Genomic DNA, 20,563 nt, shown 5'->3' with positions numbered 1-20,563 from the left:
CTAGCCGACAGCACGAACCGGAGCGTCCTCGCGGCGGCAAGCAGCCTCGACCACACGATTGCGGCCGCCCGCCTTGGCGGCATAGAGCGCCTCGTCTGCTGCATGCAGCAGGCCTTCGGCGGTTTCCATCATCTTGTCGCTTTCAAGCACTGCCACACCGAGACTGGCCGTGACCGGGATCCGGTCGCCATTGTCCACGCGCACATCCACGGCCGCGATGGCTTCGCGGATGCGTTCCGCGGCAGCCACCGCAGTTGCCGCCGTAGCGCCGGGCAGAACCACGGCAAACTCCTCGCCGCCCAGCCGCCCCAGCATATCGCAATCGCGCAGGCAGGACTGCATCTGGCGCACGGTCTGGACCAGCACCTTGTCGCCGACGGCGTGTCCATAGGTGTCGTTCGTGCGCTTGAAATGGTCGAGATCGACCATCACGGCGGCCAGCGGCGCATCCTGACGGCGGGCGCGATCCACCAGCGTGTCCAGATACTGCATGAAGGCACGGCGATTGGCGGCGCCGGTCAGCGCATCGGTCTCGGCCATGTGGCGGAATTGTTTCTGCATCCGCACCAGGCGCGTCGCCGCCCGCAGGCGGGCCCGCAGCTCGGTCATGTTGACGGGTTTGCGGATGAAATCGTCCGCCCCGGCATCCAGCGACTCCTCAAGGCGTTTTTCCTGGCCGGATGCCGTCACGACGATGGTATAGACCGTCTCGGTTTCCGGATTGGACTTGAGCAGCCAGCACGCTTCCAGCCCGCTGGTCGTGCCGACCTCGATCCCCGTCAGGAAGATATCGATCGGCATCAGATTCAGCAGCGTCAGCGCATCCTCGGCATTGCTCGCCGTGTGCACTTCATAGCCGGCATCGCGCACGGCTTCGCTCAGTATGCGCAATTGCACCTGGCTGTTCTCGCACACCAGGACGGATGTCCGGTCCGAGAAAACCTGTCCTGCCAGATGCGAGTCCCCACTCGGCCTGTCGACCTGCATTGTGTCAGACGCTCCCCGTGCGTCAGCCCCTCCAAGGGGCGGAGCCTTAGACCCCAAAAACTAACAAGCCCTCAACCCGAGGTAAGTTTCTTATTCACGCGCGCCCATTCTTCGCGGACATGCGGATCGGTCTCGCTTTCCGCATGACGCACAGCCTCCCGCAGAGCCCCTTCCGGATCGAGCCGGGCCAGCGCCCAGACAGCCATGCCCCGCACCTCGGGGGCCGCGTCCCCAAGGCGCTTCAGCACCACAGGCACAAGCGCAGCGTCACCGGAATTGCCAATCGCTATAAGCACGTTACGCAAAAACCGGTTGCGTCCGATCCGTTTCACCGGCGAGGCGGTGAAGACCTGCCGGAATTCCGCATCATCCAGCGCCGCCAGCTCGGCCAGCAGCGGCCCTTTCAGCTCGGGCCGCGGATGGAAGGCGGTCTCCTCGGCGACGGCCGCGAACTTGTTCCACGGGCAGACCGCCAGACAGTCGTCGCAACCATAGATGCGATTGCCCATCGGCTCCCGGAATTCCTCCGGGATCGGCCCCTTGTGCTCGATCGTCAGATAGGAAATGCAGCGCCGCGCATCGAGCCGGTAGGGCGCCGGAAAGGCGTTGGTCGGGCAGATATCGAGACACGCCCGGCACGAGCCGCAATGATCCGTCTCGGCGGTATCGGGCTCCAGCTCGGCCGTGGTCAGCATGACGCCCAGAAACAGCCAGGAACCGTGCTCGCGGCTGACCAGATTGGTGTGCTTGCCCTGCCAGCCCATGCCCGCCTTGCCGGCCAGCGGCTTTTCCATCAGCGGAGCGGTATCGACGAAGACTTTCACATCCTCGCCGGTGTCCTGCGCAAAGGCCCGCGCCAGATGCTTCAGGCGCTTTTTCATCACATCGTGATAGTCGGCATTGCGGGCATAGACCGAGATCACGCCCTCCGACCGGCGCTCCAGCAGCCCCAGCGGATCGACATCAGGCCCGTAATTCATCGCCACTACGACCGCCGATCTCGCCGCATCCCACATGGCGGTGGGATGCTTGCGCCGCTCCAGCGTGTCTTCCATCCACACCATCGAGCCGTGCAGCCCTTCGCCGACAAACTGCGCCAGCCGCTCCCCCGCCTCCCAGGCCTCATCGGCCCGGCAGACGCGGACCTCGGTGAAGCCGCGTTCGGTGGCGAGGGACTTGACGATAGAGGCTTGCATGCTTGCCTGCCCTAGAAATCCAGATCCGCATAGTGCGCCGAAGGCGGCGTGCCCGGGAGTTTGTCGGTCAGGAGACCGCGGAAGGCCGGGCGGCATTTGACGCGCTGATACCAGTGTTTCACCGGCTCGAACGCGTCCCACGGGACATCGCCGAGATAGTCGGCGCAGGACAGGTGGGCCGCAGCGGCGATATCGGCCAGCGTATAGCGCGGGCCGGCCAGACCGTCGCGGCTTTCCAGAAGCCAGGCCATGTAGTCGAGATGCCAGCGCAGATGATCACGGCCGGCCCGCAGTGCGGCCGGGTCCGGAGAGCCCAGGCCCTGGGCCCGCTTTTCCAGCTTTTCGTGCAGCAGGTAGGCGTTGACCTCGCCGTCATACTTGCGGTCGAACCAGTCGACGAGCCGCCGCGCCTCGGCGCGCTCGGCCGGACCGCCGGGCAGAAGACAGGGCGCCGGGGTGGTTTCTTCCAGGTATTCCAGGATGGCGCGGCTCTCCACAATCACCCGCCGCCCGCCGCCGGACTCGTCGATCAGCACCGGTGTGGTGCCCGCCGGATTGAGCGAAACGAGATCGTCCGGACGCTCCCAGGGAACCTCCAGCTGCAGGTCGTGCCGCAGGGATTTCTCCTCGAGCGCCAGCCGGACCTGGCGGGAAAAAGGATCGAGGGGCCAGAAGTGCAGAATGCGCATGGTGCAAGGCTAGCCTGTTTCGGGTCGCGGTCTAAGGATCATATGCTTCGACCGGATCGTCGCCCTTGAAGAATTCCGCACCATGCGGCTCGGCCGCGCCGTGAGGGTCGGCATGGATGATGATATCGGCAGCCGGATAGGCGGCCAGGATGCGTCGCTCGCAGTCCACCAGGATGGAATGGGCGTCCCGCAGGCTCATGTCCGGCTTCAGCGCCATGTGGAACTGGATGTGCAGAAGGGGCCCGGCCGCCCGCGTGCGCAATTGATGGATATTGATGATGCGCGGATCTTCGGCCGCGATGTGCATGATGCGGTCGCGTTCGTCCTCGGGCAGCTCACGGTCCATCAGCTGATTGCCCGCCCCGCGCGCGACATTCCACGCTGTCCATCCCAGCCAGGCGGCCACGCCGAGCGCCGCCACCGCATCGAGCCAGAGCCAGTCCAGAAGCACCGCACCGGCAATGCCGGCGATCACGGCGAGATTCGAACCGAGGTCGGAGAAATAGTGCGCCCGGTCGCCTTCCACCGCGATGGAGCCGGTCTTTTCCAGGGCCCGGGTCTGGACGGCAAGCAGGACCAGGGTCAGCGCGATCGACAGCCCCATCACGCCCAGCGCCCAGCCGCTCGCCTCGATCGGCTGGGGATTGACGAGGTGGCCGACGCCCTCGCGCACCAGCAGCGCGGCGGAGACCGCCACCAGGATTGCCTGCAAGATGCCGGCAAAGGCTTCCGCCTTGCCATGACCGAAGCGGTGTTCCGCATCCGCCGGTTCAGCCGCATAGCGCACGGAGAAGTAGACGGTCAGGGAGGCGGTCAGGTCGAGCAGGCTGTCGGCGGCAGAGGCCAGCAGCGCGACCGAACCGGACAGGTACCAGACGATGCCCTTGGTGATCGTCAGGACCAGCGCCACGGCCACGGATGCCGCCGTTGCCCGGCCGGTATGGCTCAGCGCTTCCCGGGGCTCCAGACGCCCGGGCCCGCCCGGCGAACCAATGTGATCATGGGGCATTGCTATTGTCCTTCCCGCTGCCGGTGTAGGGCCGGCCGCCAAGCGGCGTCAATTCCGCCGAGACCGTCAGGCAGGTTTCGATCCAGTCCAGCGCCCGGGCCGCATCGACATCGCGCGCCACCTCAATGCGACGCGCTGCCGGATCCGGTCGCAACAGCCCGGTGAACGCCCCGTCTTCGCCCAAAGCGTAGCGGCCCGGTTCGACGGCGAACAGGCCGGCCTCGGGCGCCAGCGCTGCAGCCACCGCCAGGGCGTCGTGCGGATAGCAGCCATCAATCCCTTCCATGGCCTGGTAGGCATCCATGTAATGGGCATGCGCGCGGCGCAGGAAAGTCAGTACCGGTCGGTCATGCCGGTCTGCCAGCCGGGCCAGCCAGGCCCGTTCCATCACCACGCGGCGGCAGGTATCGAGCGGCATTATTAGAAGGTTCGGCGCCTGTTCGAGCACGATGCGGGCGGCCTCGAGGTCGGAACTGGCATTGAATTCCGCCCGGTCCCGCCGCACGTCGGGAACGCTCAGGCTTGTTCCCATGCACACGATGCGGCCGATCCCGGCAAAGGCTTCGGCGTCGCGCAGGAGCGCGCGCGCCAGATTGGTCATCGGACCGGTACACACCAGGCGCCCGGCTGCACCGGCCTCGCGCGCGAAGGCGGCCAGCGCATCGGCTGTCTCGTCGGGATGGGCCTCGCGAACGACCCCGGTTTCGAAGGCCAGCGCATGATCTGCCGTGACACCGCCCAGACCGTCCTCACCATGGATTGCATGCGCATCCTGCCAGGGATGCCCCGTCAGCGGGCGGTCGGCGCCGACATGGACCGCAGCGGACTTGCCGGGATAGAAGGCCTGGACCAGCGCGGCATTGCGCGCGGCACGGCGCGGCGAGACATTGCCGAACACGGTCGATACGCCGGCCAGCCGGCCTTCGGAGACCGCGAGGGCGCAGACCAGGGCCAGCGCATCGTCCACGCCGCCATCGGTATCGATCCAGATCCGCATCCCGTCTCCCGTTGCCGGCGCAGTCACCCACTGGCCAAGCACTGTGAACTGGCGGAATATGCTGCCGGCCCGTCCAGGGGAAGACCCGTATGCCACTCATTCAGCTGATTGTTCTCGCGCTCGTCCAGGGCCTCACCGAATTCCTGCCGATCTCGTCCTCGGCCCATCTCATCCTGGCGCCTGATGCGCTGGGCGTGGAGGATCAGGGCCCGCTGATCGATGTGATGGCGCATGCGGGATCGCTGATTGCGGTTCTGGTCTATTTCTGGCGCGACATATTCGACGTGGCACGCGGCAAGCTGGCCCTGCTGACCGGGCGGATCACGCCGGGCGGGCGGATTGCCCTTCTGGTTGCCGCCTCCATGCCACCGGTCTTCATCTTTGCCGGCGCGCTTTATGCCTTCGACCTGGTGGATGCGCTGCGCTCGCCGGCCGTGATCGCCGGCGCCACCCTGGTCTTCGCCCTGCCGCTCTGGCTTGCCGACCGCTATGGCAAGCAGACCGGCACGCTGGAAACGCTCGGCTTCAAGGATGCCGCGCTGATCGGTGTCGCCCAGCTGTTTGCCCTGATTCCCGGCGCCTCCCGCTCCGGCGTCACCATGACCGCCGGCCGGGCGCTCGGCCTGAAACGTTCCGAGAGCGCGCGGTTTTCCATGCTGATGGCCATCCCGGTGATCGCCGCCTTCGCCCTGGTATCCGTGATCGACCTTGCGGGGGCGGACGATGCCGGCGCCTCGCTGGAAGCGGGCCTGATCGTGGCCGTGCTGTCCTTCTTCGCGGCCTGGGCCTCGATTGCCGTGATGATGAAACTGGTCGACCGGATCGGTTTCCTGCCCTTCGTGCTCTACCGGCTGGCCCTCGGCCTTTTTCTGATCGGCTTGATTATCCTCTAGCTTCCCGGGCACTGTGCCACTGACACGCTTCAGCGGGGGGACGGCATGCGGGCCATCGGGGTTTTTCTGGTCGTAAGTTTCGGTGTCAGCTGGGCGATCGGGGCCTGGTTGTACAGTGAAGGCGGCCTTGCGGGCGCCGGCGCCTTTGCCACGCTCTACATGACGGGCTTCATGTTCGGGCCGGCCATCGGTGCGATCGTGGCCACCATCCTGTTCGATCGCAAGCGCGCTCTGACCGCGCTGGGCTTCAAGCCCGGCCGCGCCGGCCCGGTGATCGTCTGGACGATCTGGGGCTGGCTCGTTCCCGTTGTGCTGGCAGCACTGGCCTCGATCGTGACCCTGGTTCTGACCCGGTCCGAACCGGCCGATGCCGCAGCGGCCCTGGCCGCCATGGTCGAAGCCTCTGGCCAGGACGTGCCGATGTCTCCCGAAATGCTGCTCACCCTGCAGCTGGCCATCGGTGTGCCTGTCGGTATCCTGATCAATACCGTGCTGCTGACCATCAGCGAGGAGCTGGGCTGGCGCGGCTGGCTGCAACCGCGTCTGTCCGCTCTGGGCTTCTGGGTGCAGTCGCTGGTGATCGGCGTGATCTGGGGTGTCTGGCACGCGCCGCTTATCCTGATGGGATACAATTATCCGGGCCTGGGCTGGACGGGCGTCGCCGTGATGACGCTCTTCACCGTCCTGCTGACGCCCTATCTCGCATTGGCCCGCGAGCGGGGCGGCGGTGTTTATGCCGCCGGCGCCTTTCACGGCTCCGTCAATGCAGTCGCCGGCGTCGGGATCATTTTCCTGCCCGACCAGAACTGGCCCTGGAACGGACTTCTGGGCCTGGGCGGCTTTGCGGTGCTCGCGGCCGGTCTTGTGCTGATCGCGCTCTACCGGCGGGCCCGCATCAGACCCGCCCCGGTCGAATAAGCGTGTAATTGCACTTGTCGCAGTTTAAGGTTACACTCCTCCTGAAGGAGACAACCGATGCGCGACCGTGTTTTTTCACGGGCTGCCGGGGCACGGATGGCCCTGGCGCTACTGACCGTTCTGGCCCTTGCCGCCTGCGGAACCCCGCGCCAGGTGCGGGACTTGTCGACAACCCAGCTTGCTACCCTGACGGCGATGGAAACGGCCGTGGGCGTACAAGGGCAGGCGCTGGTCCGGCACGCCGACCAGCTCAGACAGCAGCGCAAGGCCCGCTTCGAAGCGGAACTCGCCTGCGCCGATGCTCGGTTCTATGTCGCCGCGGGCGTGCTGTCGCCAGCCAGCGACGATCACTGCGACAATCCATCGGACGGGCCCGGCGGCGTCGCGCTCGACGACGAGACCGCCCGCTATGCCATTGAACAGCACAATCTCGGACGCACCGGCATCCTCGCCAATATCGCCGCGCTGGATACGCTTCACGCCCGCATCGTGGCCAAATCTGCCGAACTGGACGCCCTGATGGATGAGGTCGTGGCGGCACAGGCGCTGCTCAACACCCACATCCAGACACCCACGGCGCTCGAGCGGATCACCGGCCGGATTGTCGATGCCGACACGATCGCCGCGCTCACTGAGCGCCTCGCCAGCATCCGCGCAGAAGCCGGCAGTACGGCAGACGACATTCACGCCCTGCTCGACAGCATGGTCGCACCCAACCCCGCCCGCGAGGTGAACCCGGATGACTGAAGAGGAAATGCGCGCCCAGATCACGGCGCTCGAAGACAGCCTGGCAAGCTTGCCGCCGCTGGTCCAGGCCGGCGTCCGCACTCGCATGACGGACCTGCAGCAGAAGATCGACCTGATCGGCTATGCGCAGCTGGCCGACGATTTCCTGACGCTGGACCTTCCTGACCGGACGGCCTTCAAGGAGGCTGTCGAAAAGGCCGGCAAGGCCCAGGCGCAATACACCGAGCGCCTGGACTGGCTCGACAAGGCGCTCGACCTGCTCGACAAGATACTCTAGCGGGGCCGGCTAGCTCGTCTGGCGCTCGTGGAACTGGCCGTAGCGGCGATAGCGCACCAGGTAGGACGGCACGATGGCGTCCACGGTTTCCGGCTCGATACCCAGATCCGCCAGCGATTTCGCACCGTCGGCGACGACATTGTCGCGCTTGAGCTGGGTGAGCTGGTCGCGGGTGATGACCGGCTGCACGAAGGGCAGGATCGCCGCCATCTCGGACAGCATGGCGATCACCTGGCCGGCCGCCCAGGGCAGCGGCAGCAACAGGCGCGGCCGGTCGATCTCGTCGAGGATGAAGCGCATCAGCTGTTCGAACGTGTAAACGCCCGGCCCGCCAAGCTCGAAGGTTTCGCCACGGGCCGTGTCGCTCTGCAGCGACTTCACCACCGCGGCTGCGACATCGCCGGCAAAGACCGGCTGGAAACGGGTCTTGCCGCCGCCGAACAGCGGCAGGGCCGGCACAAAGCGCGCCATGGCACCGAAGCGGTTGAAGAAGCCGTCATCCGTTCCGAACACGATGGACGGCCGCAGCACGGTCGCGCCCGGCAGCGCCTTGCGCACGGCGGCTTCGCCTTCGGCCTTGGTGCGGGCATAGCGCGACGCGCTTTCGGCATCGGCGCCGATGGCGGAGATATGCACCATGCGCTCGATCCCCGCCGCAGCCGCGGCTTCGGCAACCGTCTTGGCGCCCTGGGCATGAAGGCGGGTGAAGGTCTGGCGGCCATTCTCGTTCAGCACGCCCACGAGGTTCACCACACCGCTCGCGCCTTCCAGCGCGCGCTCGACCGAAGCGGGAACGCGCAGATTGGCCTGGACCAGCTGCACCTGTCCCACAACACCCATCACGCGCAGGTCCTGGGCGATATGCGGCCGCCGCGATGCGACGCGGACCCGATAACCTTCACGGGCCAGCGCCCGGACCACATGGCGTCCGACAAAGCCGGATCCGCCGAACACGGTGATGATTTCGTCTCGCAGCATGGCTGTCCCCCGCAAAAATGGGTTTGGTGCGGATAGACCAAAAAACCGCCCGCCTGTCCATGCGGCATTGCGCTTGAACGTCACCCGGCCCTAGTCGCCATCGCTTTGTGCAGCCTCTTCGCGCTGGGGGAAGCTCAGGGAGGAGGACCGGATCAGCCAGCGCCCGTCCTCGCGCACCAGGACCGCGGTCTCCGAGAACCGGACGGTGCGCAGCGTTCCGTCAGCCTGCCGGATATACTCCGTCGCATTGAAGTCGACGATCGCTGTCGCGCCATGGCGCTGGTAGCGCACCAGATCGAAGTCGAACGCCTCGACATCGATACCCGTGGCCACATAGTCGCGCACACGCTGCATGTGCACGTCCCGCTCCACCGCCGCGTCACGCCCGGCAAACCAGACACTCCATTCAGGATGGAAATTGCCGGCCCAGGCTTCGAAATCCGTGGCCAGACCCACAGGCCCGCGCTCCAGCATGGCAAGGATGGCGGGCTGGTCGGGATCTTCGGCAGCCCCGTCCTGGGCCAATCCGGCCGGCACAAAACCAAAGAACAGAACCAGAAGCGCGAGGCCCCGGCTTCGCAGGCTGGATTGGACGTACGTCACAGGCATTCTCCCCCGGTTGCCGGTGCGCGCGCGAAGGCGCTGTTCTGCCTCTCCTAGCCCGCACGGCGGCCGCACTCACAACACGATTTCGCGAGCATCGGCACAGGCTGCAAAAAGCGCCGCCAAATTGCGCATGACCCGTTGACTTGGCGGCATGGCAGCTTTAGGTACCGCGCCTCGACACCTGCCCAGGTGGCGGAATTGGTAGACGCGCTGGCTTCAGGTGCCAGTTCCCGTTAGGGAGTGGAAGTTCGAGTCTTCTCCTGGGCACCATCCTCTCCGGATCTTCAGTTCAGGCGCGATGGCGGGCGGTGAGCCCGTTTCCAGCCGGATCGATACCCTTCAGGAACAGAATTTTTTGCGGCGTTGCGCTGCGATCGGCAAGCGCCGTTTCGCCCCCGCTATTCCTTATCGCAGCGAAACCCACGGCCCCAGCAAAACGCCCGGCCGATGTCCCGGCCGGGCGTTTCATTGACCTGTAAGTGCTTCGTACAGGTTGGGGGTCTTGCGCCGGTCGCTTACGAACCGGTGACAGCGCTCGCACCGGCCGAACGGCGGGTGATCTGGAAGCTGCCGCTATCGCCCGGCTGGAGATAGGCGCGGCAGAAGCCGGCCTCGGTCACCGTGAACGGGCAGTTGAAAGCCGTGTGCTCGACATCCATGGTCAGGCGCAGCTCGCCGCGCTCGGGCACGGAGTAGGAGCACAGACCGCCGGTCACATCGCCGATGGCGAAGCGGCCATTGTCATGCAGGCCCCGGCCGGCCTCACGGGTTTCGATGGCATCGCCATCACCCTGGGTCAGACGGCAGGATACTTCCCAACTGCGCTGACCGAGCATTTCAAGAACAAAGGCTTCACCCTGGACCGGGGCGCGTTGAGCCGTGACCTGTCCGGCCAGGGCGAGGGCGCCAGCGAGGGAAGCAGCGATCATCATGCTTGTCTTTTTCATGACTTCTCCTCCTGTGAGAATCTGAAACAGCGTTTGTATGACGCTTATGTTACAGAACTCACACTGCCTGTAAAGTCCGTACACGGATCATACGTGATTTCACGCAAACCCCTGCATGCGCTGATTTTTAAAGGTAATATGACATTCATTTCGTGATTTTACGATGAATTAAGCTTTGGGTTCTCGCCCGTCTGACACGTAAGTGTCACAAAACCGAGGCCGGCGGGCGCTCTCCCTGCTCCCCACCTTCCGTGCAGGCCTGTCTTGCCGCACAGGGCCCGGGCCGTTAGCGTCCCCGGACCTCGGGGGCCGGGCCGCGACATGCTCTTCAATTCGTTCGAATTCCTGTTTCTTTTCCTGCCCGGCGTGCTGGCGGCCTACTATCTGGCGCGGCGCTATCTGAGCCATCTGGCGGCGCTGTTCATCCTGAACCTCGCCTCGCTGGTCTTCTATGCCTGGTGGGATGTGCGGAACCTGCCGCTGCTGCTGTTCTCGGTGGCGATGAACCACATCGTGGCCCGGGCCATGGCCCGATGGGGCAACCAGCCCTTCCTCGCCATCGGCATCATCTTCAATCTGGCCCTGCTGGGCTTCTTCAAATACGCCGACTTCCTGATCGGCAATGTCAACGCGCTGACCCCGCTGGAACTGCCCCTGCTCAATGTCGGCCTGCCGCTGGCGATCTCCTTCTTCTCCTTCCAGCAGATCTCCTTCCTGGTCGACATCGCCCGCAAGAAGACGGCTCCCGGCCACATCTTCTCGCACACGCTCTTTGTCAGCTTCTTCCCGCACATCGTCGCCGGCCCGCTGGTGCAGCACCACCAGATCGCGGCGCAGTTTGCCGACGACAAGCGCAAGGACGACCTGTCCGCCAATCTGGGCATCGGCCTGACCATCTTCTCGATCGGCCTGGCGAAGAAAGTGCTGATCGCGGAGAATATCGAACCCTTCGCCTCGTCGCTGTTCGCCATGGCTGAACGCGGCGGCGAGCCGGGCCTGATTGCCGCCTGGATCGGTGCGGTGGCCTATGCGCTGCAGATCTTCTTCGACTTTTCGGGCTATTCCGACATGGCGCTGGGCCTCGCCCGCTGCCTGGGCTACCGCCTGCCTGTGAATTTCAACGGGCCCTACAAGTCAGCCTCGGTGGTGGAGTTCTGGCGGCGCTGGCACATCACGCTCAGCCATTTCCTGCGCGACCATCTCTACATCCCGCTCGGCGGCAACCGGAAGGGCGAGGTGCGCCGCTATGTGAACCTGTTCGCCACCATGCTGCTGGGCGGGCTCTGGCACGGCGCCGCCTGGACATTTGTCATATGGGGCGGACTGCACGGGCTGGGCCTGACGGTGAACCATTTCTGGGCCAAATGGGGCCCGAAGAACTGGTTTGCGGGCCGGCGCAAGGTGATCGCGATCGGTCTCACCTTCGCCTTCACGACGATCGCCTGGGTCTTCTTCCGGGCCGAAAGCTGGTCCGGCGCAGGCCGCATCCTGGCCGGCATGTTCGGCTTCTCCGGTCTGGGACTGGAAGGCGTCACCGTCGAGGCGATCGCCTGGATCGTGCTGGGCCTGGGCATTGTCTGGTCGCTGCCGGATACGCCGGAAGTCTTCTCCGACGTGATCGACGAGCAGACGATGAAGGATGCGGAAATCCGTCCCAAGCCCGGTCCGCGCTGGAAATTCTCGCGTGGCACCGCGATCGCCGCAGCGGCCTTGCTCTTCCTGTCGGTACTGAACGCCTGGAAGACGTCCGAATTCATCTATTACACATTCTGAGGGGACAGGGATGACGCGCTACGCCTCGACATTGCTGATCGCCCTTTTCGCCGGCCTGGCCCTGTTCGGCGGGTTCAACGCGCTTGTCGATCCGTTCGGCATCACCGGCGCACCGGACATTCCCGGCCTGACGGCGCGCGATACGCGCCTGCTGGAAGACGGTGGACGGGTGCATGTCGCCGACCGGCTGGCACGGGGCGGCGACCGGGCCATCCTGCTGGGTTCGTCGCGCACGGTGGATGGTTTCCCGCACCAGCCGGAACACTGGCCCGGCGGCATCTACAACGCCGGAATGCGCGGCACGAACATCTTCGAACTGTCCCAGGCCGCGGCCCTGGCGGCGCGGAATGAGGAGCTGCGCTGCGTGGTCATCGGGCTCGATCTCGACGAGTTCGGCGTCCACTCCAAGGCCAAGGCGACCTACTGGCTGTCGGCGCTGACCGACGGTCGCCGCTGGCTGTCGCTCGCCCGCGTCTCGCTGTCGCCCAACACGTTCGGCGCCTCGCTGCAGCTGATCGCCGACAATCTGACCGGCGGCGAACCTCGCATGCCCTGGGCCGACACCTATCCGGCCGGCGCCCAGCGCGAGCGCTATGAGAGCGGCTCGCGCGGCATCTATTCCTGGTATCAGGGCTACACCTTCGATCCGGAACGCCTGATGATGTTCCAGGACGTGCTCGATGCATTGACCGCCTCCGGCATCCAGGTGACGGGCTTCATTCACCCCCTGCATGCCTGGCGCGAGGAAGCGATGGTCCGCGCAGGCGAGCTGGACGAATATCTCGCCTTCCGGCAATTGCTGGCAGAGACCTTCGAAGCCTATGCCGACCGCGAGCCGGTCGAGGCCTGCGTGCCCGGTGGCGGCGCCGTGCTGTGGGACTTTTCGGGCTTCCAGCCCTTCGCCCGGCAGCCAGCGCCGGGACCGGAACAGACCGGCGCACACCCCGCCTTCTACGAGCCCTCGCACTATCTGCCGCATGTCGGTCAGGCGATGCTGGAGCGCATGCGGCTGGAACGGATCGAAGCGCCCTCGGGTACCGTTCCCTTCGGCGTAAGGCTGACGCCGCAGACCGCCGCCTCGACCGCCGATGCGCTGCGTGAACGGCGGCAGGCCTGGCTGGAGCGTCCGGACGGACAGGCGGCGACGGCCATGTTCGACGATCTGGAACGGACCCGGCCGGAGCCCGAGGTGTCGCCTCCGCAATTCCTCAACCGCGACGACCGGCGCAGCCTGGACGACAAGCTCGAGCGCATTGCGCCGGCGGCGTCGCGGCGCTAGGACCGGTCTTCACGAGCAAGGAAATCCGATCATGACCGTGCACTACCACAAGGGCGACCTGCCCGCCGGCCTCGACCTCGGCCCGGCCGTTGCCGTCGACACCGAAACGATGGGTCTGTCGCTGACGCGGGACATGCTGTGCGTGGTGCAATTGTCGGCCGGCGATGGCGACGCGCATGTCGTGCAGATGGACCGCAAGACCTATGACTGTCCGAACCTGAAGGCGCTGCTGTCGGATCCGGGCACCGAGAAGATCCTGCACTTCGCCCGTTTCGATGTGGCGATGGTCGAACGCTACCTTGGTGTGACATTGGCGCCCGTTTTCTGCACCAAAATTGCCTCAAAACTGTGCCGTACCTATACCGACCGGCACGGTTTGAAGGACGTGACGCGCGAGCTTGTCGGCGTCGACATGAACAAGCAGCAGCAGAGCTCGGACTGGGGCGCGGACGAGCTGAGCCCGGCGCAGCTGGAATATGCCGCCTCCGACGTACTGCATCTGCATGCCCTGCGCGACCGGCTGACCCTGATGCTGGAGCGCGAGGACCGCATGGCGCTCGCCAAGGCCTGTTTCGACTTCCTGCCGACGCGCGCAAAGCTCGATCTGGCCGGCTGGCCGGAAACCGACATTTTCGCGCACACCTGAACCGGATTGCCTTGAAAAGGCCTGCGAAGACTGGTCTTTCTACTGCCGCGCCCGGCACTGCGCCGGACGCCGCCAACCATTGACGGCTCATGAGCGTGACTGCCAACCCCGGCCTCGAGGCCTTTCAGCCCCCCCATCACGGCAGCTGGGAACCGCGCCGTGCGCTGGCGCTCGGCGTCGCCCGGCGGCGTACGGCATTCGTGCGGCGGCTGCGCCTGGGCTTCATGATTGCTGCCGCAGCGATCGCAGTCCTGCTGGTCGTGCAGCTGATCATGGGCAGCCAGGGCAGCGTCGCCGGCAAGACCGAGATGGTCAGCTCGGACAGCCGCATGGTCAATCCGCGCTTTGTGGGGCGTGACGACGCGCTCATCCCCTATGTCCTGACCGCCGACGCCGCGATCCGCCAGCGGGGCGGGGCGCCGGACATCACCGATCTGGAACGTCCGCGCCTGGACTATGATTTCCTGGAGACCGATGCCTCCAGCGTGCTGGCGCAGACCGGCCGCTATGATGCCAATAACCGGGTGCTGGACCTCTATTCCGACGTCAATCTGGACACCGATGACGGCTACAGCTTCGCCTCTGAGCATGCGCGGATTTTCCTGCGCGAGGCGCGGGTCGTCGGCGAGCGGCCGGTCGAAGGTTCGGGGCCTATGGGCACGATCCGGGCCGACAGCTATGAAATCCGCGAAGGCGGGGATCTTTTGATTTTTGACGGAAACGTCCGCATGACTCTCGTTCAGGAGCGCACCGATCTGTCGCGCGCCGCGCAAGAAGAAGGAAGCGAATGATGCGACTGACAGCACTCCGGGCCTGCGCCGCCGTACTGGTCGCTCTCGTCCTGGCCCCGACAGCCCTGACATCGGCCAGCCTGGCCCAGATCGGCGATTCCCGTCTGCCGCTGGACATCGAGGCGGACCATTCCGAGCTGTTCAACCCGGAAAACCGGGCCGTGTGGACCGGCAATGTCAATGTCGTGCAGGGGACCAGCAGCCTGCGCGCCGACCGGATCGAGGTCTTCTTCGACGGCCAGAGCACCGGCTCGGGCCCGACCGGAAACCTGGGCAATATCGAGCGCATCGTGGCGACCGGGAATGTCTTCTACACCACGCCGGAACAGCGCGCGCGCGGCGATCGCGGCGTCTATCTTCTGGCCGAGGAAACCATCACCCTGACCGGCGATGTCGTCATCACCCAGGGCGAGGACGTGTTCACCGCGACGCGGTTCGTGACCGATCTGGTGACCGGAAACTCCTCCTTCGGCGAAGCCGGCGATGGCGCCCGCGTGCGCATGGTCATCCATCCGCGTGGCAATGAAGAGGCTGCCGACCCGGATGAGGGCGAAGGCAATGGCGGCGGCACCGAAGAGACGGATGGATAGAACCGGCATGGCCTTCAGCGAATTCCATCCGGCCCCTGCGCCCGAAACCGCGACCGGCGACGGACTCGTTGTCGAGAAGATCGGCAAGGCCTATGGCAAGCGCCCGGTCGTGAAAGGCGTGTCGGTTTCGCTCGAGCGCGGCGAGGTCGCCGGACTGCTCGGCCCGAACGGCGCCGGCAAGACCACGTGCTTTTATATGATTACCGGGCTGGTGGAGGCGGATTACGGCCGAATCCTCCTGGACGGTGAGGACATCACCCGCCTGCCCATGTATCAGCGGGCCCGTCTGGGCATCGGATACCTGCCCCAGGAAAAATCGATCTTTCACGGCATGACAGTCGAGCAGAACGTGCTGGCTGTCGCGGAAGTCGTTGAAAAAGATCGGGATGCACGCCACGAACTGGTGAACCAGTTGCTGGAAGAGCTGCGCATCGCCCACCTGCGCGACGCCCCGGCGCCCTCGCTGTCGGGCGGGGAGAGACGGCGGGTGGAAATCGCCCGCGCCCTGGCGACTCGCCCCTCCTTCATGCTGCTCGACGAGCCCTTCGCGGGCATCGATCCGCTTGCAATCACCGATATCCGCGACCTGATCCGCTTTCTGCGCGAGCGCGGAATCGGCATTCTCATTACCGACCACAACGTCCGTGAAACCCTTGAAATCACTGACAGAGCAACGATCATCCACGAGGGTGAGGTGCTGTTCGAGGGTTCGCCGGCGGAGATCCGGGCCGACCCGGACGTGCGCCGCGTTTATCTCGGAGAAAGTTTTGCCTGATTAACCTCTGCAGGAAACGTACCAAACAGAGGTTCACATGGCTGGATTGATGCAGAAGCTGGACATGCGCCAGGGCCAGTCCCTGGTGATGACGCCCCAGCTCCAACAAGCCATCAAGCTGTTGCAGCTCTCCAATATCGAGCTGGCCGAGTTCGTCGAAGGCGAACTGGAACGCAATCCGCTGCTCGAACGCGACGAAAGCGAAAGCTCGACCGAATCGCTGCGCCAGGAAGGCGAAGGCGAGCCGCGCGAGCTGGAACTGTCCGCCCCGTCTGCCGATGCCAATGATTCCATCGATGCCGATTCGGACGTCATCCATGGCGACGATTCGAAATCCGACCTGTCCGGTGTCGACAGTACTTCCAGCACCGGCGATGCGCTGGGTGCCGGGAACTGGTCGCCCACGGGCAGCGGCGGCGGAGCCTCCGGCGAAGACTATGACGCGATCGCCAATTCCTCGCGCGAACTGTCCCTGTCCGAACACCTGCACGCCCAGCTGGCGACCGCAACGGCGGATCCGGTTGAAAAGCTGATCGGCGCCCATCTGATCGATCTGGCCGATGATGACGGCTATATGCGCGCCGATCTCGACGAGATCGCCGAACAGCTCGGCGTCGAGCGCGCCCGCATCGAATCGGTCCTCGAACTGACCCAGGGCTTCGACCCGGTGGGTGTGATGGCGCGCGACCTGACCGAATGCCTGGCCCTGCAGCTGAAGGACAAGAACCGGCTCGATCCGGCCATGGCGACGCTGCTGGACAATCTCGAGCGCCTGGCCAAGCACGATTATGCCGCCCTGAAATCCCTGTGCGGCGTCGACAATGAGGACCTGGACGAGATGATCGCGGAGATCCGCGATCTCACCCCAAAGCCGGGCCTGGCCTTCTCATCGGACACCACCCGCGCCGTCGAACCGGACGTGTTCATCCGCCAGTCGCCGGACGGCAGCTGGCAGGTCGAGCTGAACTCCGACACGCTGCCGCGCGTCCTGGTGAACAACCGTTATTTCAATGAGATCACGGCGGTTGCCCGATCCGACGCCGACAAGACCTTCATCACCGAGTGCTCGCAAAATGCCAGCTGGCTGGTGAAGAGCCTCGACCAGCGCGCCCGCACCATCCTCAAGGTCGCCAGCGAGATCGTGCGCCAGCAGGACATGTTCCTGGCCCACGGCGTCGCCTATCTGCGTCCGCTGAACCTGAAGACCGTGGCCGAAGCGATCGGCATGCACGAGTCGACCGTCAGCCGCGTCACCTCGAACAAGTATGTCGCCACGCCGCGCGGCATGTTCGAGATGAAGTATTTCTTCACCTCCGCCATCCCGTCTGCCGGCGGCGGGGACGCCCACTCTGCCGAGGCCGTCCGTTTCCGGATCAAGACCATGATCAACCAGGAAACCGCCGAAGACGTATTATCTGATGATAAGCTCGTCGAACATTTGCGTGACGAAGGGATTGAAATCGCACGCCGGACTGTGGCCAAATACCGGGAGGCGCTCAACATCCCCTCCTCGGTCCAGCGTCGTCGAATTTTGAAACGTGCTGGCTAGGGAAGGCCTGAACAAGCGCCCCGGCGGACCCCCATCCGCCGCAGTCGCGGTTCGTCGGCTGACCGGAGTACACACGCATTGACTCCCGGCCCACCCCGCGACTAGGTTCCGCCCGCTTTCCGGGGAGGGGCGGCACCGTGATGTCAACGCCTCACGTGCTGGTGTATGGCCAGCGGGAAGGAGCGCATGCAAATACAGGTGGTCAGCAAGGGTATCGACGTCAGCGACGCGCTGCGGGAACAGATCCTGTCGCGGGTTGAAGACGGCGTATCCAAATACTTCAATCGTCCGGGCGAAGCCTATGTATCGATCTCGCGCGAGGGCATCGGCTTTCGCGTCGACTGTTCGGTACATCTGCCCTCGGGCGCCATGCTGCAGGCACACGGCGAAGCCGACGATGCCTACAAGGCAGCGGAAAACACGATGGAGCGCCTGGAGAAGCGCCTCCGCCGCTACAAGCGGAAACTGAAGAACCACCACAATGCGAACAAGGCCGAACTTCCGGCCGAGTCGCTTCAGATTGTCGTGCTCAAGGGCAGTCCCGATACCTGGAACGAAGACGATTTCGACGATGACGAGGATCACGGCGCACCCGCAACCGGTGCACCGGAGCCCATCGTGATTGCCGAGCGGCCGGGCGAGGTGCGTACGCTGACGGTCGGCATGGCCTCGCTGGAACTGGATGCGGCGGATTCGCCCTTCCTGATGTTCCGCAACGCGGCCAATGGCGGTCTGAACATCGTGTATCGCCGCCCTGACGGGCATATTGGCTGGGTCGACCCCTCCCGAGTTGACCGACCGGAGCCGGCCGAGTAGCAACCGGCCCAGCAACGAGAAGCGAAGCATGGCGTTAGCTGATTTGATCCCCAGCGGGGGGGTGCATGTCGATCTGGGTGCGTCCAGCCGGAAACAGGCCCTGCAGGCCATGTCCGACCTGGCGGCCGACCTCACCGGTCAGCCGGCGCGCGCAATTTTCGACGCGGTCCTCCAGCGCGAACGGCTCGGCTCCACCGGTGTCGGCCAGGGTGTTGCGATTCCGCACGCCCGTCTGGCCGGTATCGACACCGTGGTCGGCATTTTCGCGCGCCTGCGCACGCCGGTGGATTTCGAGTCGATCGACGGCCGCCCTGCCGATCTCATCTTCATGCTGATCGCACCGGAGGATGCCGGTGCGGAACACCTCAAGGCGCTGGCCCGGGTCTCCCGGCTCCTGCGCCGCGAGGATGTGCGTCAGCGGCTTCGCGCGGCTCCGGACAACGAAGCTGTCCATGCCGTCCTCGCCGGCGAGCCGGCGACCGACGCGGCCTGATAACCGGCCTGGACGGGGTTCGCTCCGTCCGGGCCGTCAGGCGTTTTGTCACAGCCCGGACGGGCCGTCAGACAAGCCTTCCCGATCGCGCTATCATGCGAGCCGCCCTGCCGCGGAGATCGCCATGAGAGCCGAGATCGACGACCTGATTGCCAGAATTCGCACGCTTGAAGCGGAGCTGGAAGACCGGCTCGCCGAACGGCGCCGCGCCTTTGGCTATCGCATGCGCCGGGGGCGGGTGGTGATTTCACGCCGCGTCCGCAAACGGCAGCAGGCGCTGAAGATCGGACTGCACCGCTATCTCTTCGCCTCGGGCGTCATGGCCGTGCTCACGGCGCCCTTCATCTACATCGTCGTCCTGCCGATTGCGGCGCTCGACGCCTTTGCCAGCCTGTACCAGTCCATCTGCTTCAGGGTTTACGGCCTCGCCCGTGTCCGCCGGCGCGACTATGTCGTCTTCGACCGGCACAAGCTGCCCTACCTCAATGTGATCCAGAAGCTGAACTGCCTCTACTGTGCCTACGCCAACGGCGTACTGGCCTATGTGGCGGAAATCGCGTCACGGACCGAACAGTACTGGTGCCCCATCAAGCATGCCGCGCGGGTGGCCGGAACCCACAGGCGCTATGACGGTTTTCTCGAATACGGCGATGTCGCCGACTATCCCGACGGGCTGCAGGATCAGCGGCAGCAGCTCAAACAGGAGCTCGAGGCCGGAAAAGCAAAAACCCCGCCGGAGGGCGGGGTTTGATGGTGCGGCCGCAGAGCCTGTCCTCGACAGTCCCCCTTCGCCCCAAGTGCGCGCTGCGGGTGGTTTACCACCCGAAGCCCGCAGGGCGGTGGCGGGGATGGGTGGGAGTTTGTCCTCGACAGTCCCCCTTCGCCAAGGCTTCGGGGGACACCGCTTCGCCCCAAGTGCGCGCTGCGGGTGGTTTACCACCCGAAGCCCGCAGGGCGAAGGGTGGTGGAGCCAGGCGGAATCGAACCGCCGACCTCTTGAATGCCATTCAAGCGCTCTCCCAACTGAGCTATGGCCCCTTATCCTGTCCGCCGGATTGGGTCCCGGCGAGGAGCGCGGAAACTAGTCCCGGTTTTCCCCGGGATCAAGCCTCTTTTGCGCGTCAAATGCAGATGACCGGAACGACCTAGATGTCCTCTTCATCCTCGATCGAGAAGCCGGCGAAATCCTCGTCGTCTTCCTCGTCGATCAGGACCTTGGTCGAGTCGTCGTCATCATCGTCATCACTGACATCGTCATCGTCGAAATCGTCCGGCAGATCATCGCTCAGCCCCGAACCGTTCTCGTCGTCATCATCATCGTCGTCATCGGGGATGCGATCGGCTTCGGCGTCGACTTCCGGCGTGTCGTCGTCCTCGTCGCCATAGCCGTCATCATCGGCCGGCGCCTTTTTGACCGGCGTCTCGTCCTCTTCCTCCGGCCCCGGGGCCGGTGCTGCCTTCAGGCGCGGATCCTCGAGCTCGGGATCGAACTCGGTCTCGCACTTCGGACAACGAGCCGGACGACGGCCCAGATCGTAGAATTTGGCGCCGCAGCTAGGGCAGGCGCGCTTACTTCCCAGTTCTGGCTTGGCCATGACTTCCCTTCA

23 protein-coding genes and 2 tRNA genes are annotated in these 20,563 nt (G+C 65.1%); 15 read left to right on the top strand and 10 right to left on the bottom strand.

The window, feature by feature from the left end:
* The 5 genes from ABJO18_RS02400 to ABJO18_RS02380 all read right to left on the bottom strand — a co-directional run bounded on the left by ABJO18_RS02400 (nucleotide 1) and on the right by ABJO18_RS02380 (nucleotide 4,878).
* A complete protein-coding gene (locus ABJO18_RS02400; RefSeq protein ID WP_348508959.1) occupies nucleotides 1–987 on the bottom strand; it encodes a diguanylate cyclase in 987 nt (328 codons plus the stop codon).
* A 71-nt stretch (nucleotides 988–1,058) separates the two neighbouring features.
* The gene (gene queG / locus ABJO18_RS02395; RefSeq protein ID WP_348508960.1) at nucleotides 1,059–2,183 is read right to left on the bottom strand and encodes a tRNA epoxyqueuosine(34) reductase QueG; all 1,125 of its coding nucleotides are present in this window, start codon (nucleotides 2,181–2,183) and stop codon (nucleotides 1,059–1,061) included.
* A gap of 11 nt (nucleotides 2,184–2,194) precedes the next feature.
* The gene (locus ABJO18_RS02390; RefSeq protein WP_348508961.1) at nucleotides 2,195–2,872 is read right to left on the bottom strand and encodes a glutathione S-transferase family protein; all 678 of its coding nucleotides are present in this window, start codon (nucleotides 2,870–2,872) and stop codon (nucleotides 2,195–2,197) included.
* Nucleotides 2,873–2,903: 31 nt separating this feature from the next.
* Nucleotides 2,904–3,881 (bottom strand): cation diffusion facilitator family transporter, encoded by a 978-nt coding sequence (locus ABJO18_RS02385; RefSeq protein ID WP_348508962.1) that lies wholly within the window; start codon nucleotides 3,879–3,881, stop codon nucleotides 2,904–2,906.
* On the bottom strand, nucleotides 3,871–4,878 hold the full coding sequence (locus tag ABJO18_RS02380) for a nucleoside hydrolase (protein ID WP_348508963.1): 1,008 nt from the start codon (nucleotides 4,876–4,878) through the stop codon (nucleotides 3,871–3,873). The genes ABJO18_RS02385 and ABJO18_RS02380 overlap by 11 nt, the downstream gene beginning before the upstream one ends.
* Nucleotides 4,879–4,967: 89 nt before the next feature.
* Between ABJO18_RS02380 and ABJO18_RS02375 the strand changes: the two genes are divergently transcribed.
* The 4 genes from ABJO18_RS02375 to ABJO18_RS02360 are packed head-to-tail and all read left to right on the top strand — an operon-like array spanning nucleotide 4,968 to nucleotide 7,713.
* A complete protein-coding gene (locus ABJO18_RS02375; RefSeq protein ID WP_348508964.1) occupies nucleotides 4,968–5,771 on the top strand; it encodes an undecaprenyl-diphosphate phosphatase in 804 nt (267 codons plus the stop codon).
* Between the two features lie 45 nt (nucleotides 5,772–5,816).
* Nucleotides 5,817–6,689 (top strand): CPBP family intramembrane glutamic endopeptidase, encoded by an 873-nt coding sequence (locus ABJO18_RS02370; RefSeq protein ID WP_348508965.1) that lies wholly within the window; start codon nucleotides 5,817–5,819, stop codon nucleotides 6,687–6,689.
* Between the two features lie 57 nt (nucleotides 6,690–6,746).
* Nucleotides 6,747–7,436: a hypothetical protein gene (locus tag ABJO18_RS02365; protein WP_348508966.1), complete on the top strand. Its 690-nt coding sequence runs from the start codon at nucleotides 6,747–6,749 to the stop codon at nucleotides 7,434–7,436.
* Nucleotides 7,429–7,713, top strand: coding sequence for a hypothetical protein (locus tag ABJO18_RS02360; protein WP_348508967.1), 285 nt, complete (start codon nucleotides 7,429–7,431; stop codon nucleotides 7,711–7,713). The genes ABJO18_RS02365 and ABJO18_RS02360 overlap by 8 nt, the downstream gene beginning before the upstream one ends.
* A 9-nt stretch (nucleotides 7,714–7,722) precedes the next feature.
* Here ABJO18_RS02360 and ABJO18_RS02355 read toward each other — a convergent pair whose 3' ends face one another.
* The gene (locus tag ABJO18_RS02355) at nucleotides 7,723–8,691 is read right to left on the bottom strand and encodes a complex I NDUFA9 subunit family protein (RefSeq protein ID WP_348508968.1); all 969 of its coding nucleotides are present in this window, start codon (nucleotides 8,689–8,691) and stop codon (nucleotides 7,723–7,725) included.
* A 90-nt stretch (nucleotides 8,692–8,781) separates the two neighbouring features.
* On the bottom strand, nucleotides 8,782–9,294 hold the full coding sequence (locus ABJO18_RS02350; protein ID WP_348508969.1) for a DUF4440 domain-containing protein: 513 nt from the start codon (nucleotides 9,292–9,294) through the stop codon (nucleotides 8,782–8,784).
* A 186-nt stretch (nucleotides 9,295–9,480) separates the two neighbouring features.
* On the opposite strand from ABJO18_RS02350, the gene ABJO18_RS02345 reads away from it, so the two are divergent.
* A tRNA-Leu gene (locus ABJO18_RS02345) sits at nucleotides 9,481–9,567 on the top strand.
* A 245-nt stretch (nucleotides 9,568–9,812) separates the two neighbouring features.
* Here ABJO18_RS02345 and ABJO18_RS02340 read toward each other — a convergent pair.
* Nucleotides 9,813–10,244, bottom strand: coding sequence for a hypothetical protein (locus tag ABJO18_RS02340; protein ID WP_348508970.1), 432 nt, complete (start codon nucleotides 10,242–10,244; stop codon nucleotides 9,813–9,815).
* 321 nt (nucleotides 10,245–10,565) lie between these two features.
* On the opposite strand from ABJO18_RS02340, the gene ABJO18_RS02335 reads away from it, so the two are divergent.
* The 10 genes from ABJO18_RS02335 (at nucleotide 10,566) to ABJO18_RS02290 (ending at nucleotide 19,707) form a co-directional block, all read left to right on the top strand.
* On the top strand, nucleotides 10,566–12,017 hold the full coding sequence (locus ABJO18_RS02335) for an MBOAT family O-acyltransferase (protein ID WP_348508971.1): 1,452 nt from the start codon (nucleotides 10,566–10,568) through the stop codon (nucleotides 12,015–12,017).
* A gap of 10 nt (nucleotides 12,018–12,027) precedes the next feature.
* Nucleotides 12,028–13,296, top strand: coding sequence for a hypothetical protein (locus tag ABJO18_RS02330; RefSeq protein WP_348508972.1), 1,269 nt, complete (start codon nucleotides 12,028–12,030; stop codon nucleotides 13,294–13,296).
* 31 nt (nucleotides 13,297–13,327) lie between these two features.
* On the top strand, nucleotides 13,328–13,942 hold the full coding sequence (locus ABJO18_RS02325) for a ribonuclease D (protein ID WP_348508973.1): 615 nt from the start codon (nucleotides 13,328–13,330) through the stop codon (nucleotides 13,940–13,942).
* Nucleotides 13,943–14,031: 89 nt separating this feature from the next.
* Complete coding sequence (gene lptC / locus ABJO18_RS02320) at nucleotides 14,032–14,733, top strand: LPS export ABC transporter periplasmic protein LptC (protein WP_348515715.1); 702 nt, start codon at nucleotides 14,032–14,034, stop codon at nucleotides 14,731–14,733.
* Entirely contained in the window at nucleotides 14,730–15,323 is a 594-nt protein-coding gene (locus ABJO18_RS02315) for an LptA/OstA family protein (RefSeq protein ID WP_348508975.1), read from the top strand. Before lptC ends, ABJO18_RS02315 begins: the two co-directional genes overlap by 4 nt.
* 7 nt (nucleotides 15,324–15,330) lie before the next feature.
* Nucleotides 15,331–16,098: an LPS export ABC transporter ATP-binding protein gene (lptB, locus tag ABJO18_RS02310; RefSeq protein ID WP_348508976.1), complete on the top strand. Its 768-nt coding sequence runs from the start codon at nucleotides 15,331–15,333 to the stop codon at nucleotides 16,096–16,098.
* Between the two features lie 37 nt (nucleotides 16,099–16,135).
* On the top strand, nucleotides 16,136–17,647 hold the full coding sequence (rpoN, locus tag ABJO18_RS02305; RefSeq protein ID WP_348508977.1) for an RNA polymerase factor sigma-54: 1,512 nt from the start codon (nucleotides 16,136–16,138) through the stop codon (nucleotides 17,645–17,647).
* Nucleotides 17,648–17,833: 186 nt separating this feature from the next.
* Nucleotides 17,834–18,463, top strand: coding sequence for a ribosome-associated translation inhibitor RaiA (raiA, locus tag ABJO18_RS02300; protein WP_348515714.1), 630 nt, complete (start codon nucleotides 17,834–17,836; stop codon nucleotides 18,461–18,463).
* Between the two features lie 28 nt (nucleotides 18,464–18,491).
* Entirely contained in the window at nucleotides 18,492–18,956 is a 465-nt protein-coding gene (ptsN, locus tag ABJO18_RS02295) for a PTS IIA-like nitrogen regulatory protein PtsN (protein WP_348515713.1), read from the top strand.
* Between the two features lie 124 nt (nucleotides 18,957–19,080).
* Nucleotides 19,081–19,707: a hypothetical protein gene (locus ABJO18_RS02290; RefSeq protein WP_348508980.1), complete on the top strand. Its 627-nt coding sequence runs from the start codon at nucleotides 19,081–19,083 to the stop codon at nucleotides 19,705–19,707.
* A gap of 211 nt (nucleotides 19,708–19,918) precedes the next feature.
* On the opposite strand, the gene ABJO18_RS02285 is transcribed toward ABJO18_RS02290, so the two are convergent.
* Together ABJO18_RS02285 and ABJO18_RS02280 are read right to left on the bottom strand one after the other, a co-directional pair.
* Nucleotides 19,919–19,994 (bottom strand) — tRNA-Ala (locus tag ABJO18_RS02285).
* 107 nt (nucleotides 19,995–20,101) lie between these two features.
* Nucleotides 20,102–20,551 carry a TIGR02300 family protein gene (locus ABJO18_RS02280; RefSeq protein ID WP_348508603.1) on the bottom strand — a complete coding sequence of 150 codons (450 nt, stop codon included), beginning with the start codon at nucleotides 20,549–20,551 and terminating at the stop codon, nucleotides 20,102–20,104.
* Between the last annotated feature and the right edge of the window lie 12 nt (nucleotides 20,552–20,563).

The sequence above is a fragment of the Maricaulis sp. genome, assembly GCF_039978735.1.
Classification (GTDB): domain Bacteria; phylum Pseudomonadota; class Alphaproteobacteria; order Caulobacterales; family Maricaulaceae; genus Maricaulis.
The sequence above is the reverse complement of the archived record's forward strand: the minus strand, read 5'-3'. Positions and strand labels throughout refer to the sequence as shown.

Excerpts from the sequence above, each read along its gene's own strand:
- ptsN (WP_348515713.1), top strand. The coding sequence starts at position 18,492 with ATGGCGTTAGCTGATTTGATCCCCAGCGGGGGGGTGCATGTCGATCTG.
- ABJO18_RS02370 (WP_348508965.1), top strand. The coding sequence starts at position 5,817 with ATGCGGGCCATCGGGGTTTTTCTGGTCGTAAGTTTCGGTGTCAGCTGG.
- rpoN (WP_348508977.1), top strand. The coding sequence starts at position 16,136 with ATGGCTGGATTGATGCAGAAGCTGGACATGCGCCAGGGCCAGTCCCTG.
- ABJO18_RS02355 (WP_348508968.1), bottom strand. The coding sequence starts at position 8,691 with ATGCTGCGAGACGAAATCATCACCGTGTTCGGCGGATCCGGCTTTGTC.
- ABJO18_RS02330 (WP_348508972.1), top strand. The coding sequence starts at position 12,028 with ATGACGCGCTACGCCTCGACATTGCTGATCGCCCTTTTCGCCGGCCTG.
- lptC (WP_348515715.1), top strand. The coding sequence starts at position 14,032 with ATGAGCGTGACTGCCAACCCCGGCCTCGAGGCCTTTCAGCCCCCCCAT.
- queG (WP_348508960.1), bottom strand. The coding sequence starts at position 2,183 with ATGCAAGCCTCTATCGTCAAGTCCCTCGCCACCGAACGCGGCTTCACC.
- ABJO18_RS02340 (WP_348508970.1), bottom strand. The coding sequence starts at position 10,244 with ATGAAAAAGACAAGCATGATGATCGCTGCTTCCCTCGCTGGCGCCCTC.
- ABJO18_RS02280 (WP_348508603.1), bottom strand. The coding sequence starts at position 20,551 with ATGGCCAAGCCAGAACTGGGAAGTAAGCGCGCCTGCCCTAGCTGCGGC.
- ABJO18_RS02360 (WP_348508967.1), top strand. The coding sequence starts at position 7,429 with ATGACTGAAGAGGAAATGCGCGCCCAGATCACGGCGCTCGAAGACAGC.
- ABJO18_RS02325 (WP_348508973.1), top strand. The coding sequence starts at position 13,328 with ATGACCGTGCACTACCACAAGGGCGACCTGCCCGCCGGCCTCGACCTC.
- ABJO18_RS02390 (WP_348508961.1), bottom strand. The coding sequence starts at position 2,872 with ATGCGCATTCTGCACTTCTGGCCCCTCGATCCTTTTTCCCGCCAGGTC.
- ABJO18_RS02290 (WP_348508980.1), top strand. The coding sequence starts at position 19,081 with ATGAGAGCCGAGATCGACGACCTGATTGCCAGAATTCGCACGCTTGAA.
- ABJO18_RS02380 (WP_348508963.1), bottom strand. The coding sequence starts at position 4,878 with ATGCGGATCTGGATCGATACCGATGGCGGCGTGGACGATGCGCTGGCC.
- ABJO18_RS02400 (WP_348508959.1), bottom strand. The coding sequence starts at position 987 with ATGCAGGTCGACAGGCCGAGTGGGGACTCGCATCTGGCAGGACAGGTT.
- ABJO18_RS02375 (WP_348508964.1), top strand. The coding sequence starts at position 4,968 with ATGCCACTCATTCAGCTGATTGTTCTCGCGCTCGTCCAGGGCCTCACC.
- lptB (WP_348508976.1), top strand. The coding sequence starts at position 15,331 with ATGGCCTTCAGCGAATTCCATCCGGCCCCTGCGCCCGAAACCGCGACC.
- ABJO18_RS02315 (WP_348508975.1), top strand. The coding sequence starts at position 14,730 with ATGATGCGACTGACAGCACTCCGGGCCTGCGCCGCCGTACTGGTCGCT.
- ABJO18_RS02385 (WP_348508962.1), bottom strand. The coding sequence starts at position 3,881 with ATGCCCCATGATCACATTGGTTCGCCGGGCGGGCCCGGGCGTCTGGAG.
- raiA (WP_348515714.1), top strand. The coding sequence starts at position 17,834 with ATGCAAATACAGGTGGTCAGCAAGGGTATCGACGTCAGCGACGCGCTG.
- ABJO18_RS02365 (WP_348508966.1), top strand. The coding sequence starts at position 6,747 with ATGCGCGACCGTGTTTTTTCACGGGCTGCCGGGGCACGGATGGCCCTG.
- ABJO18_RS02335 (WP_348508971.1), top strand. The coding sequence starts at position 10,566 with ATGCTCTTCAATTCGTTCGAATTCCTGTTTCTTTTCCTGCCCGGCGTG.